Below are 13,023 nucleotides of genomic sequence, written 5' to 3'. Positions count from 1 at the left end.
GGCAGAACCTCGTCCTGGACGAGGCCGACAATCGAGGACCCGGTCGTCTTCGAGGAGGGCCCGGCCACCTCCAGCCGCCTCCACCCCCTCCAGCGCCCGAAGTTCCGCGAACTGCTCACCTGCGCGCGGCCCGGCGACACCGTGCACATCTCCGAGATGTTCCGCCTCGTACGCGGCAACCAGCACACCCTCGACGTGCTCGACGCCCTCCACCGCGACCGCCTCGCGCTGCGCATCCACGACGGCGCGTTCTCCGCGATGGACCTCACCGCCCGCCGCCCGCGCACCGGCGAGCCGCTGTCCACCGTGAAGTTCATGGTGCAGACCCTCGCCGCCGCCGGCGAGCTCCAACGCGACCTCCAACGCGAGCTGACCTACGACGGACTGCGCGCCGCCGAGGCCAGGGGCAGCAAGGGCGGACGCCGTCCCGCCGTGGCGGCCGCGAGGACCGAAGCCGTCCGCACCGCGTACCTGGAGGGCCGGCCCATCGCCGCCCTCGCGCGCGACCACGGCGTCAGCCGCGGCGCGATCCGCACCGCCGTCGCCGATCTCCTGCCCGAGCACACGGCCGGCGACCCGGGCGTCCCGGCCCCGGAGCTGCCGGTCGTCCTCGACATGCCGGGCAAGGTCGCCGACTTCCTCCGCTCGGCCGAGCTGAAGCCCGCCGAGCGCGCCGCGCTCGACCAGGGCGTCACCGTGCGGCGCGGCCAGGGCCACACCCTGCGCGTCAGCGCCGTCCCCGCCGTACACCGCCAGTTCCTCGACCGCTGCCAGCCGCTCGACGGCGGCCAGGGCCTCCCCGCAATCCCGGCCCAGCGCAAGGCCCGCCGCGAGTACGAGAACCGGGTCAGCGCACTCGCACCCTGACCATGATCCTTCTCAGCGCCAACCGCCGTACCGATGTTCCCCGAGGCCGTTGCTCGACGGGCAGGTGGAGCGTGGTGGGGAACCCGCCACGCGAGCGTCCCAGCCCGTGACCACGGGACCCGATGAAGATGCGCCCGGTGATTCCTTCTGTAGCCCGGTGATTCCTTCTGCAGGTCGCCTTGTTCGCGAGCTCCGGCCGCATGCTGATGGGCGCGGTAGGCGGTGGAGTCGACGCTCAAGTCCCACACGATCGCACCTTCCGCCGGCAGCAGCGGCTCCAGCGCCGCCCGCTGCTCATCCGTGAGATCTCCCCGCCCCATGGACCGTGGTCAAACACAGTCCGAGATCGACTTTCGACACACACCCTGGGGCCCGGTCAGTGGCTCGGGGGTGGGGTACTGGATTGGCGGAGGACCATGACGGGGGCCGGGGCGGTGATGCTCTCGTGCCGGGCCGGGTCGTTGTTCAGTTGGCTCAGCAGCAGCGTCACCGCTCTGGCCCCGAGTTCGAAGAGCGGGAGCTTCACGACCGTGAGCCGGGGCTGGAGGAAGTCCGCGACGAAGACGTCGTGGAGACCGACGAGCGAGACGTCGTCGGGGACCCGTACCCCCATGTCGTGGGCCGCGCTGAGCGCGCCGACCGCGGCGAGGACGTTCGCGGCGAACACGGCCGTGGGGGGCTCGGGCGCCGCGAGGAGTTCGCGCATGCCGCGGTACCCCTCGTCGGCGGTGTGGCCGCCGCGGAAGACGCGCGACGCCGGCGCGTCCAGCCCGGCGGCCGCGAGCGCGTCGGCCCAGCCCTTGCGGCGGCGGGCCGCACGGCTGCGGGGGCCGTCGACGTGGAGCAGCCCGACGCTCTCGTGACCGAGTTCGATGAGATGGGAGACGGCCAGGTGGGCCGCCGTGTAGTCGTCGACGGCCACACTGCCGATGGGGCCGCGCGTGTGGTCGTTGAGCAGTACGGTCGGCACCTGGCCGGAGGCGATCTTCGAGACCAGGGAGTCGGCGGCGGTGCCGGCCCGCTGGAGGAGCAGGCCGTCGATCGCGCCGCCGGAGACGAACCGCTTGAACATCTCGTCATCCGTCGCCAGCGCGTTGACGTCGGAGAGCATGAGCGCGTAACCGGCCTTCGCCGCCTCGGCCTGGGCGCCCGCGATGATCTCGCTGTAGACGGGGTTGCTCGCGTCGTGCACGGCCAGGCCGATCACGCCGACCCTGGCCTTGCGCAGGGCGCGCGCCGCGTAGTTCGGCGTATATCCGAGCTCGGCGGCCGCGGCCCTGACCCGCTGCTTCGTCTCGTCCCGCGCGCGGAGGGTCTCGTCGCCGTTGAGCAGCCGGGACACGACCCCGACCGACACCCCGGCCCGCTTCGCTACATCCGCGAGAGTGGCCATCGCCTGCTTTCCTCCCCAAACCTGACGCCCACACCAGTGCCCCTCCCGGCAAGCTTTGCCACGTCGCGCCGCCCGACACGCTCGCCCCCAGCTACCGCTGGGAGGCGCCCCCGGCGGCGTCGACCAAGAACCCTGATAGCTTCGCTAGCTCCGCTACAAGGACTTCCGGCCGCCTTACGCTCACACGCACCGGCCAACGCTCCACCAGGCAAACATTGCCGGTCACGACCCTAGCTTGATCGCCACCACACCCCACGCCACGCCCACGCCCACGCCCACGCCCACGCCGCAGGCACCACCACCGCCGCACTCGCGCCCCGAGTACTGCCACCCCGCGACGGCACGGGTCGCCGGTCCGCTACGGCACGGGGCCCCGGTCCCTTACGGCACGGGTCGCCGGTCCGCTACGGCATGGGACCCCGGTCCCTTACGGCACGGGCCGCCGGTCCGCTACGGCACAGGACACCCGCCCCCGACAGCACGGGACACCACTCCGTTACGGCAAGGACGACTCCCCGCTGCCGCACGAAATGCCGCCCCTCAACGACACGAACGGCCCGTCCCCGACAGCACGGAACACCGGTCCGCTACGGCACGGGCCGCCGGTCCGCTACGGCACAGGACACCCGCCCGCCCCCGACGGCACGGGACACCGCTCCGTTACGGCAAGGACGACTCCCCGCTGCCGCACGAAATGCCGCCCCTCAACGACACGAACGGCCGGTCCCGGACAGCACAGAACACCGGTCCGCTACGGCACGGGCCGCCAATTCGCTACGGCACGGACGCCCCCCGACGGCACGAAATGCCGCCCCTCAACGGCACAGGCGGCCCGTCCGCTACGGCACGGAATGCCGCCCCTCGACGGCACGGGCCACCGGTCCCTTACGGCGCGGGACACCGATCCGCTACGGCCCAAGACGCGGGTCCGCGAGGGCGCGGAATGCCGGTCCCTTACGGCACGGGACACCCCTCCGCCAGGGCACGGAATGCTGGTCCCCTACGGCACGGACGCCGCCCCGCGACGGCGCGGGAAGCCAGTCCCCTACTACACAGGACACCGATCCACCACGGCACGGGGCGCCGCCCCCCGACGGCACAAGGGCGCCGGCCCACGACCGCCCCGGCCGCCGGCCCATGACGTCCGGGGGCGGCCCAGGATCGCCCAGGTCACCGGCCCATGACGCCCGGGGGCGGGCCCAAGATCGCCCGGAGTGCCGGCCCACGGCTGCCGCCCCGGCTGCCGGTGCACAACCGCCCCGGGGTACCAGCCCCCGGCCGCCCGGCATACCGCTCCACGACCGCGCGGACCACCGGCCCGCCACCCCACCACCCCCGCACCCGCACCCGCGCCCGCCCCGCCCCGCCCCCGCCAGGGCACCCCTGCCCGAACCGGCGCCGGTGCGCAGGTCGCAACGGCGCTTGACGGTCCATGGTCCGGCGCTTACGTTGACTTACGTCGACGTTGGTAAAACGTCATACCAGGTCGGGGGACGATCTGGTTCCGAGCATCGAGCGACCGGCATCCGCACCATCTCGCGCGGTAGTGGCGCCCGTCCGACCGTCAAAGGAGACCCGGTGGAGACAAAGGGGCCCGGCAAGGCCAGAACCGTGGTTGCGGCTGCCATCGGAAACTTCGTGGAGTGGTACGACTTCGCCATCTACGGGTACTTCTCGCCCGTTCTCGCCAAGACGTTCTTCCCCGACAGCGACGGGCTGACCGGCCTGCTCGCGACGCTCGCCATCTTCGGCGCGGCGTTCGCCCTCCGCCCGGTGGGCGCGCTGGTCTTCGGGCACCTCGGCGACAAGAGGGGGCGGCAGTGGGTGCTGTCCGTCGTCATCCTCACCATGTCCGGCGCGACGACGCTGATCGGCGCGCTGCCCTCGTTCGCCTCGGTCGGGCTTCTCGCGCCGGCCCTGCTCACCGTGTTGCGCCTGGTCCAAGGGTTCTCGGCGGGCGGTGAGTTCGGCGGGGCCGCCTCGCTGCTGTTCGAGCACGCCCCGGCCCGGCGGCGCGGCCTGTTCGGGTCCACCCAGGCCGCGAGCATCGCCGTGGCCCTGGCCCTCTCCGCGGGGCTCGGCACGGCCCTCACGAGCTGGATGAGCCACGACTTCCTGTACTCGACGGGCTGGCGCATCCCCTTCCTGCTGGGCCTCCCCCTCGGCGTCGGCGGCTGGTACATCCGCCGCCACGTCGAGGAGACCCCCGCCTTCACCGAGATGCGGGAACAGGGCGAAGTCGCCGACAGTCCGGTGAAGGAGGTCTTCCGCGGCCACTGGCGCATGATCATCGCGGGGACCGCGGCCATCGTGTCCTGGACCGCCGGCGGCTACGTCACCCTCCAGTTCCTGCCCACCTTCTTCGACGGCGTACTGGACCGGAGCCTGTCCGCGGGCCTGACCGCCTCCCTCGTCGGACTGACCGCCTACGCCGGGTTCATCGTGTTCGGCGGCTGGCTCTCCGACCGCGTCGCGCGCTGGAAGGTCATGATGACCGGCGCCATCGGCCTGACCGTACTCGCCGTCCCCTGCTACCAACTCCTCATCCACGGCGGGTCGTTCAGCATCGGCCTCTCGGTCGTCCTCTTCGCGGCCTTCCTCGGCCTCACCGCAGGCCCGACGCCCGCCATGCTCTCCGAACTCACCGCGGGCAACGTCCGCAACTCGTACCTGTCGATCGTCTACTCCATCGCGAACGCCGCGTTCGGCGGGTTCGCGCCCTACATCGTCACCGCCCTCATCGACTCCACGGGCGACCGCCTCTCCCCCGCCTACTACCTCATCGGGCTGGAGGCCCTGGCCGTCGCCGGGCTCGTGGGCACCGCCGTCCACCTGCGCAACCGCGCCCAGCGCCGGCCTGCCAGAGAGGCGGAACCGGTCGGGGCGGGGGCGGACGCGTAAGGGGACGAACGAGTAAGGGGACGGACGCGCGTAAGGGGACGGACGCGCGTAAGGGGACGGACGCGGAGAGCCCTGCTGTCAACGGCCCCGTGCAAGCCGGCGGACCACCAGGCCCACGATGTCGTCGCGGCGCAGATAACCGGTGTGACGGGAGTCGTGGCTGTGGGCCGCGTTGTCGCCGAGGACCACGAAGCTGTCCGGCGGTACGGGCCGACCGGCCTCGGCGCCGAGTGCGGGGCCGAGCCCCTCGGGCACCGGGTCGCCTGGGCCTGCCACAACGCGTTTGATCAGCCGGCTTCGGGCAGTTGACGGGACGTCAGGTTGTTGGTCGGCCGTCTGGTGGGGAGTCGGCGTCGCCGACGTGCTCGCGAGGTCTTCCGGCGGGTGGCCGGAGGGCGGTCGCCACGTCGCCACCACCACGCTCCCCTTGCCGATCCGCCTACCAACCCACTCGTCGGCCCGATTGCCGACGCCACCCCCACCACGTCGGCCGAGCCGCCGGATCAGCACCCGGTCGCCGCTGGTATAGGCCGGTTCCATGCTCGCGCCGGCCACGGTGATCACGGCGAAGCGGCGCCGGGCCAGCAGAAGGCTCAGCAAAGGTGCCGCGAGCAGGGCGAAAGCGAACGGGGCCAGGCGTCGGCCCGCCGACCTCATGGGGACGCCTTTCCGAGGCCGAGGCCGAGGCCGAGGGCAGGAGCAGGAGCACTACCGAGGCCAGCACCGGCCTCGTACGGCGTCGAGCCCCCCTGCCGGTAGCCGCTGGCCTGCACCGTGAACAGCCGGGCGTAGGCCCCGCCGTCCCGCATGAGCTGGTCGTGCGTGCCGCGTTCGGTGATCCGCCCGTTCTCCAGCACCACCAGGTGGTCGGCGTCGCGGAGCGCGCCCAGCCGGTGCGAGATCAGCAGGCTGGTGCGGCCTGCGCGGTGGTCGCGCAGCCGCAGGTGGATCTCGTGTTCGGCCTCGGCGTCGAGGCCGGAACTGGGTTCGTCGAGGATCAGCAGGTCGGCGTCGCCGCGGAGGAACGACCGGGCCAGGGCGAGGCGTTGCCACTGCCCGCCCGACAGGACGACGCCGGTGACCGGGTCGTCCTTGTCCTCCTCGGAGAAGAAGGTACGGCTCAGGAGGGTCCGGTAGCCGCCGGGCAGGGCGGTGATGGAGTCGTGCATTCCGGCCAGGCGCGCGGCCTGTTCGATGCTGTGCTGCTCGGTCAGCCGGTCCAGGTCGCCGAGGCCGATGTTCTCGCCGGCGGTGAAGTCGTACTCCATGTAGTCCTGGAACGTGGCGCCGATCCGTCCGCGCACCTCGGCCGGGTGGAACTCCCGCAGGTCGGTCCCGTCCCACAGCACCTGGCCGCGGGCCGGGTCGTACAGCCGGCACAGCAGCTTGATCAGGGTCGTCTTGCCCGCTCCGTTGAGCCCCACGAGGCCGACGGCCCGGCCCGCCGGGATCGTGAGGTTCACGCCGCGCAGCACCCACGGCTGGTCCGGGCCGTAGCGGAACCACACATCCCGCAGTTCGATGCCCTCGGCGAGGCGGGGCACCGGGCGCGGGTGGGCGGGTACCGGCACGTCGTCCTTGGTCTCACGGACCGCGACGTAGTGGTCGAAGAGCAGCAGGGCCTGGTGGCCGGCGGCGATCTCGCCGGCCAGTGAGGCGAGGGCGGCCTGTACGGCGGGCAGCGCGGTCATGAGCAGCGAGACGTCGCCGACGCTGACGCGATCCTGGCCCGCGGCCCGTACCGCCCACAGCAGGCCGAGCCCCGCGACCACCGCGGCCAGCACGCCGAGGCCGAGCTGGATCGCCGCCTCCTGGCGGTCCACCGCCTGCTTGGCCGCGTCGGCCCGGCGGCGTTCGGTGAGCATCCGTCCGCGCAGGAAGCCGCCGATGCCGAACAGCCGGATCTCCTTGGCCGCCCGCGAGCTGGTCAGGAGCTGGAAGTAGAACATCTCCCGGCGTTCCGCCGGGCCGATGTCCCAGAGCATCGCCGCCCGCCGGCGGCTCATGACCAGCTCGCCGAGGAGCACCGGCACGCCGGACAGGAGCACCGCGGCGGCCAGGACCGGGCTCAGCACCACGAGCGAGCCGAGGAATCCGCCGATGGTGAGCGCCGCCTGCACGGCGCCCAGCCCGCTGTCGACCGCCTGCGTCGGCGTCATGCCCCCGGCCTGCTGGGCCAGGCGCAGCCGGTCGAGGAAGCGCGGGTCCTCGAACTTGCCGAGCCCGGTGAGCGCGTCCACGGCCCGGTAGAGGGAGTCCTGGGCGCGCAGCCCGGCCGCGCGCCGCGCCTGGGCCTGTACGTACTGGGCGAGCTGCGGTACGGCCGCGGCGCATACGCCCGCCGCGGCGAGCAGTCCGGCCGGCCCGAGGAGCGCGGCGAGCCCGCCGCCGGCGGCCAGCCGGTCCAGCACCGTCCGTACCGTCCACGCGGCGGCGATGGGCAGCACCGCGCCGAGGGCGGTGAGCAGCGCGAGCGCCGCGATGTGCCCGGGCGCCGCCCGGACGGCGAGTCCGGTCGCCGCGCGGAAGACGCCGGCCAGCCGCCGCGGCCCCGGCGAGGCGGTCGCGTCCGCCGTCATGAGGCCACGGGCGCGGGCGCCGGCAGCACGTGTTCGCCGACGGCCTCCACCACGAGTACGTCACCGGCGGCGCGGACCCGGCACATGGACGGGAAGGCGCGGACCCCGAACGCCTCCGTGACGGGCCCGGCGATGGATTCCCGTACGACCCTGGCGAGCGGCCCCAGTTCGCTCACCATCCGCTCGGTCTCGGCGTCCCCGTCCGCTCCCCCCGCGACGACGGCGATCACACCCCCGCCTCCTGTGCCCCCTGTTCCCCCTGTACCCCCTGCGCCTCCCGGGCCTCCCGCGCCGGGCGCGGGCGCCGCCGCGAGCGCCGCCGCGACGCGCGGCAACTGCGCGTGGCACGGAGGACAGCCGGGCGACAGGAACGCCACGACGGTCCCGGTGCCGAGGTCGCCTCGGCGAAGGGTCCCGCCGTCGGCGGTCCGTACCTCGAAGGCCCCGACGATGGCGCCCGGCGGGAGCATCCCGTCGTCCAGCTCCCGCTCGACGGCCCCGGCCGCGGGCGGGCGCGCGGCCTGCTGGGCACGGAGCCTTCGGATCAGCCCCACCGTCAGCAGGAGGTCGAGGAGGCACAGCGCCCCGACGAGCACGACGGCCGCGATGAGATACGCCATGGTCACCTGTGTCCTTTCGGCGCGGCGACGGGGAGCAGGTCGCGCAGCACCTCGTAGAGGTCGTCGAGAACGGTCACCACGACACCGAGTACGAGGCCGGCGCCGGCCGCCACCGCGAGGCCGCCCGGTGCGGCGGGCGGCCCACCGAGGGCCGTCCCGGCGGTGCCGGTCACCGCCACGACGATCAGAAAGCCGTTCCGAACGAGAGGGAGGGCGCCCGTGTTGTGCGAGGAGGCGCCGAAGCACCGGCACGGCACCCGTACGCCGCGCCGCCGGGACGCCGCCATCCCGACGGTGAACGCCCCGAGCGCGCACCCCACCAGCGCGAACCCCGCGATCGCCGCCGCCGGCCGGGGCAGCGACAGCAGGACGGCCCCCACCGCCTCCGTGCCGACGACCAGATGGGCGGCGGCGCGTGCGCGGCGCGGGGCGAGCGCGGTGAATTCCCGTACGGAGCGTACGAACGCGTTGAAGGGCTCCGCGCCGCTGAGTTTGCTCGCCACAGCGACCGCGAAGACGACGACGAGCAGCGTCCGGCAGGACACCGCGACGAGTTCCATGAAAAGAGACACCTTTCCGCCGGCCCGGCCAGGGTGCGGAGACCGGCGTCCCGGTGGTCCCGCGTGGGGGCCACCGGGCCCTGGCTGTTCCGGCCTGTCCCGGCCTGTTCCGGCCTACCGCGTCAGTCGCTGGTCCGGTGAAGACCGAGGAACCGACAAGGAATCTGAAATCCGTGCGTATGCGCCGATATCAGCAGCCGCAGTGCGCGAACTCGTAGTAGTAGCTGCCGTCGTCGCAGTTCACGCGGTACTGGAGGTAGTTCTTCTTGCCACCGCAACTGCTGTTGATGCACTTCGTGCCGGCCCTGTGGCACTTGACCGCGTGCGCCGTTCCGCCGGGCAGCAGCCGTTCCACGAGGCGATCGGTGAGCGCCTGCACCATCTTGGTCATATGAGACTCCTTCAGTTGGAGGTCGAGGCCGCGGCACCGTTCGGCGGCGCGACGAGGGGTGAAGCGTGCCGCGCACGGCGAAGTGCCGGGCGCGGCGGAGAGCGCTGTGCGCAGCGGAGAGCGCTGAGCACGGCTGAGAGCGCTGTGCACGGCCCGGTGAGCGGGCCGCGGCAGAGCCTGCCGAGGGGGCATGGCGGGCACAACACCATGCGGTTGTCCCGGACGGATCTTCGCCTGTCCGGCCTGGTCGGAGCCGGAGTCCGGGAAAGATCCGGACACCGTCCGGCCGGCCGGGGCGGGGGCCCGTCAGCCGGAACGGGGGCCGTCAGCCCGAACTTGAGCCGGACAGCCCATCAGCCGGTCAGCCGGTGCGGAAGAGGAACGTCTGGTCGGCCGCGCCCGTACACGGCTCTTCGACCACTTCGGCGCCTTCGGCGGCGGTGGCACTGTCGGCCGCGCCGACGCACCGGCTGCCGTGGGCCGGGCGCAGCAGGAATCCGCCGCCATGGGAGCGGTCGGCGGCGGGGGTGCCGGCAGTGGCCGGGGGGCTGGCGGTGGCAGGGCTTTCCAAGTGGAACTGGGTGGCCTTGGCACAGTCGTTGCGGGGCTCCAGCATGCCCTTCACCGGCCCGCTGCCCATGATCGTCAGGCAGCCCTTCCCCATCTGCGGGTGGTGCCACTGGATGCGGTAGAGCCCCTGGCTCACGGGCTCCAGGTACGTGCGCGGAATCGCGGCCCGGGCGCAGGGCAACTGGACGGCGACCGCGCTGGCATAGGCGCCGCCGCGGTCGCGCCCCTCGGTCAGGCAGAGCCCGGGTGCGCCGGCGGGGTGGATCGTGACCCAGCCGCCGGCGGGGGGCGCCGCGACGGTGGCCGCCGGGGAGGGCCGTACGCCCGCGTCGCCCGAACTGTCGGGGAGCAGCCCCCAGATGGCCAGGGCGAGCAACGGGACCATGAGCACGGTCGCGAGCGTGACCACGCGGTTCCTGGCCCGGCGGAACGGCGGGGCGACCGGGACTTCGGACCGGGCTTGAACTTCGGGCCAGGGTTGAGCTGCGGACCGGGCTTGAGTTTCGGGCCGGGCTTGAGCTTCGGGCCAGGCTTTGGCTTCGGACCAGGCTTGAGCTGCGGGCCGGGCCGCAGCTTCGGTCTCGCTGCCGAGCGCCACGGCCACATCGCTCACGGCACCCGCGACACTCGCGGCGGCGTCAGTCGCGGGAACAGCGGCGGCGTCGGCCTCGCGTACCGCCGCCTCGCTCTCCTCCGCGATCCGCGCCCTGGCCTCCAGCCAGGCGTCGGTCCGCTGACCGTCCCCGCAGGCGCGGACGAAGGCGGCCACCACATTGGCCCTCGGCAGGCTCTTCCGCCTCAGGGCGTCGGCCAGTGTGCTGCGCGCCAGTACGTCGCCGTTGCGGGCGGCGCGCTCCTCCAGTTCGCGGTACGTCAGCCCGGAGTGCTCTTTGAGCCGCTGCAGCAACTCGACGAAACCGGCAGCATCTTGCGCCACATTAGGCGACAGTTCCCAGGGCTCCCCCACGAGCACCATCGTGCTCGCCGATCGATACAAGACACAAGGCCGAATTCCGCCACGCCCCCGCTGTCCGGCGGCCGCCCCGGACACCTGCCTGACCAGCCCGGACAGTCTCTCGCGGGGGCCGGTGCGGCACTCGTCCGTCGTACGAGCCGCCCGACCGTCACCGCCGCGGGCCTCGCGAGCCGCCGCGGCGCCGGGCACGCAGCGCGGCGGCGCCGAGCAGGGCGCTCGTGGTCAGCGCGGCGAACGAAAGGGGGTGGTGGGAGAGCCAGAGCTGGCGGGAGCGGGGGTGGGCGTTCTCGTCGAAGGAGCCGTGTGCGCCGTGGTCGTGGCCGGCCGTTCCGTCGAGCGGCTGCCAGAGGTTGTGGTCGCGGTGCGGGTCCTCTGGTTCGTCGGTCTGCTGGGAGTCGTAGCCGGTGCGGGCCAAGTAGCGGTCGAGCAGCCCCGGTGCGAGCTTTTCGGCCATGATCGTGGCGACCGTGCTGGCGCCCACGTAGTACTGCTTGCGTCCGGGGTGGTCGGCGGCGTAGAGGACCGCCCGGGCGGCGACTTCGGGCTGGTAGATCGGCGGCACGGGCTGCGGACGCCTGGGCAGCCGGGACAGCACCCACGAGAACTGCGGGGTGTTCACGGCCGGCAGTTGGACGACGGGGATGCGGACGCTGCTGCCGCGGTGCATGAGTTCGACGCGTACGGACGAGGTGAAGCCGTTGATCGCGTGCTTGGCGCCGCAGTAGGCGGACTGGAGCGGGATGGAGCGTACGCCGAGCGCGGACCCCACCTGGACGATGGTGCCGTGGTCGCGGGGCAGCATCCGGGCGAGCGCGGCCCGGGTCCCGTTCACAAAGCCGAGATAGGCCACTCGGGTGACCCGCTCGAACTCCTCGGCCGCGATGTCCGTGAACGGCGCGAAGACGGACGTGAAGGCCACGTTGACCCAGACGTCGATGCCGCCGAACGCCTCCACCGCGGCGATGGCCGCCGCTTCCACCTGCCGGTGGTCGGCGACGTCCGCGGGGAGGACCAGCGCGCGTCCGCCCGCCGCCTCCACCTCGCGGGCCGCCGCCTCCAGGCCGGTCCGGCCGCGGGCGACCAGCGCGACGTTCGCGCCGCGCGCCGCGAAGGCGAGAGCGGTGGCCCGGCCCACTCCGGCGCTGGCTCCGGTGATGACGACGGTCTCCTTCATGGCTGTCTGCCCCTCAGGTCGGTCATGGGTGGGACGGGGCCGGTCACCGCCGCGGACGTCACACCGAGCCGGGGCCGCATCGACGGCGCTCCGCCCGGCTGCCGCCCGGCTTCCGTCCGACTTCTGTCCGGCTTCCGCCCGGCTTCTGTCCGGCTCCTGTCCGGCTGCCGCCCGGCAGCGGGTCCTCCGGTCCGTACGGCGGCCGCGTGCGCCCGGAACGTACCGGCGTCCGGCCCCGCCCCGCCGGGCGGCGGCCGGGCAGGTCCCGTCAGTTGCTGCTGAGGGCTTCGAGCAGGTCGCCGGTCTGCGGGTCGGGGAGGGCGCGGGCGACGTCCGCCAGCGCGATCATGCCGACGAGGGTGTGCCCGTCGATGACGGGGAGCCGCCGGACCTGGTGCTGCGCCATGGTCGCGAAGATCTCGTCCGCGTCGTCGTCGGCGCCGATGGTGACGGCTTCGCCCTGTGCGAGGTCGCCGGCCACGGTCTTCTCCGGGTCCTTGCCCTTCCCCAGCACCTTCACCACGATGTCGCGGTCGGTGAGCACGCCCTTGAGCCGGTTGTCCGTGCCGCAGATCGGCAGGGCGCCGACGCCGAGGTCGGTGAGTTTGCGGGCGGCGGTCAGGATGTTGTCCTCCGCTCCGACGCATTCGGCCGAAGGGGTCATGATGTCGCGTGCCACGGGCATGATGTGTGCCTCCTTGAAAGCGATGCGTTTCTCTTTCCAGCCGGCCCCGACCGGGCCGCTCCGGGCCTGACCGGACCTCCCGGGGCCGGATCGGTCCTCCCCGGGCCTGACCGGCCCGCCGCTCGGCGACCGGTGGCCTCCGCCCGCGCGGCCGGGCCTCGGCACCGGGGCACGGGTGCCCGGGTTGACTTCCGTATAACTCCGTCGAACGGCAAAGCGTCAGGGCTCGGGCGCGACCCGCGATCGCTCCGGTTCGCCCCGGCTCGGCCCGGACGCCCGACGGTTCTCAGCGGCCCCGGACGCCTCG

Annotated in this window: 11 protein-coding genes; 2 read left to right on the top strand and 9 right to left on the bottom strand. The window is 73.3% G+C overall.

All coding sequences use genetic code 11. The annotated features are described in order from the left end of the window. The first annotated feature begins 111 nt into the window (after nucleotides 1-111). Nucleotides 112-867 (top strand): recombinase family protein, encoded by a 756-nt coding sequence (locus IF55_RS03085; RefSeq protein WP_245661057.1) that lies wholly within the window; start codon nucleotides 112-114, stop codon nucleotides 865-867. 376 nt (nucleotides 868-1,243) lie between these two features. On the opposite strand, the gene IF55_RS03080 is transcribed toward IF55_RS03085, so the two are convergent. After that, nucleotides 1,244-2,260 carry a LacI family DNA-binding transcriptional regulator gene (locus IF55_RS03080; protein WP_030874705.1) on the bottom strand — a complete coding sequence of 339 codons (1,017 nt, stop codon included), beginning with the start codon at nucleotides 2,258-2,260 and terminating at the stop codon, nucleotides 1,244-1,246. Nucleotides 2,261-3,838: 1,578 nt separating this feature from the next. Here IF55_RS03080 and IF55_RS03075 point away from each other — a divergent pair. Continuing rightward, on the top strand, nucleotides 3,839-5,161 hold the full coding sequence (locus IF55_RS03075; RefSeq protein WP_051776002.1) for an MFS transporter: 1,323 nt from the start codon (nucleotides 3,839-3,841) through the stop codon (nucleotides 5,159-5,161). 78 nt (nucleotides 5,162-5,239) lie between these two features. On the opposite strand, the gene IF55_RS03070 is transcribed toward IF55_RS03075, so the two are convergent. The 8 genes from IF55_RS03070 to IF55_RS03040 form a co-directional block, all read right to left on the bottom strand. After that, entirely contained in the window at nucleotides 5,240-5,818 is a 579-nt protein-coding gene (locus tag IF55_RS03070; RefSeq protein ID WP_048831474.1) for a S26 family signal peptidase, read from the bottom strand. Further along, nucleotides 5,815-7,740: an ABC transporter ATP-binding protein gene (locus IF55_RS03065; RefSeq protein ID WP_078643517.1), complete on the bottom strand. Its 1,926-nt coding sequence runs from the start codon at nucleotides 7,738-7,740 to the stop codon at nucleotides 5,815-5,817. Before IF55_RS03065 ends, IF55_RS03070 begins: the two co-directional genes overlap by 4 nt. Then, a complete protein-coding gene (locus IF55_RS03060; protein ID WP_037962351.1) occupies nucleotides 7,737-8,360 on the bottom strand; it encodes a hypothetical protein in 624 nt (207 codons plus the stop codon). Before IF55_RS03060 ends, IF55_RS03065 begins: the two co-directional genes overlap by 4 nt. A gap of 2 nt (nucleotides 8,361-8,362) precedes the next feature. Then, nucleotides 8,363-8,920 carry a MauE/DoxX family redox-associated membrane protein gene (locus IF55_RS38155; protein WP_030874712.1) on the bottom strand — a complete coding sequence of 186 codons (558 nt, stop codon included), beginning with the start codon at nucleotides 8,918-8,920 and terminating at the stop codon, nucleotides 8,363-8,365. A 190-nt stretch (nucleotides 8,921-9,110) separates the two neighbouring features. Next, nucleotides 9,111-9,311, bottom strand: a complete 201-nt coding sequence (locus IF55_RS38150) for a hypothetical protein (RefSeq protein ID WP_030874715.1) — start codon at nucleotides 9,309-9,311, stop codon at nucleotides 9,111-9,113. A gap of 361 nt (nucleotides 9,312-9,672) precedes the next feature. Further along, nucleotides 9,673-10,818 (bottom strand): RICIN domain-containing protein, encoded by a 1,146-nt coding sequence (locus tag IF55_RS40320; protein WP_245661037.1) that lies wholly within the window; start codon nucleotides 10,816-10,818, stop codon nucleotides 9,673-9,675. A 187-nt stretch (nucleotides 10,819-11,005) separates the two neighbouring features. Then, nucleotides 11,006-12,031 (bottom strand): SDR family oxidoreductase, encoded by a 1,026-nt coding sequence (locus IF55_RS03045; protein ID WP_030874719.1) that lies wholly within the window; start codon nucleotides 12,029-12,031, stop codon nucleotides 11,006-11,008. Between the two features lie 268 nt (nucleotides 12,032-12,299). Beyond that, nucleotides 12,300-12,716, bottom strand: coding sequence for a CBS domain-containing protein (locus IF55_RS03040; RefSeq protein ID WP_030874721.1), 417 nt, complete (start codon nucleotides 12,714-12,716; stop codon nucleotides 12,300-12,302). Between the last annotated feature and the right edge of the window lie 307 nt (nucleotides 12,717-13,023).

The sequence above is a fragment of the Streptomyces varsoviensis genome, from assembly GCF_000718635.1.
Classification (GTDB): Bacteria; Actinomycetota; Actinomycetes; order Streptomycetales; family Streptomycetaceae; genus Streptomyces; species Streptomyces varsoviensis.
Note: the sequence above shows the minus strand (reverse complement) of the source record. Positions and strands in the feature narration are given on the sequence as shown.

What these genes read in the sequence shown, in the direction of transcription:
- IF55_RS03080 (WP_030874705.1), bottom strand. Translation starts at nt 2,260, where the DNA reads ATGGCCACTCTCGCGGATGTAGCGAAGCGGGCCGGGGTGTCGGTCGGG.
- IF55_RS03070 (WP_048831474.1), bottom strand. Translation starts at nt 5,818, where the DNA reads ATGAGGTCGGCGGGCCGACGCCTGGCCCCGTTCGCTTTCGCCCTGCTC.
- IF55_RS03065 (WP_078643517.1), bottom strand. Translation starts at nt 7,740, where the DNA reads ATGACGGCGGACGCGACCGCCTCGCCGGGGCCGCGGCGGCTGGCCGGC.
- IF55_RS03060 (WP_037962351.1), bottom strand. Translation starts at nt 8,360, where the DNA reads ATGGCGTATCTCATCGCGGCCGTCGTGCTCGTCGGGGCGCTGTGCCTC.
- IF55_RS38155 (WP_030874712.1), bottom strand. Translation starts at nt 8,920, where the DNA reads ATGGAACTCGTCGCGGTGTCCTGCCGGACGCTGCTCGTCGTCGTCTTC.
- IF55_RS38150 (WP_030874715.1), bottom strand. Translation starts at nt 9,311, where the DNA reads ATGACCAAGATGGTGCAGGCGCTCACCGATCGCCTCGTGGAACGGCTG.
- IF55_RS03045 (WP_030874719.1), bottom strand. Translation starts at nt 12,031, where the DNA reads ATGAAGGAGACCGTCGTCATCACCGGAGCCAGCGCCGGAGTGGGCCGG.
- IF55_RS03040 (WP_030874721.1), bottom strand. Translation starts at nt 12,716, where the DNA reads ATGCCCGTGGCACGCGACATCATGACCCCTTCGGCCGAATGCGTCGGA.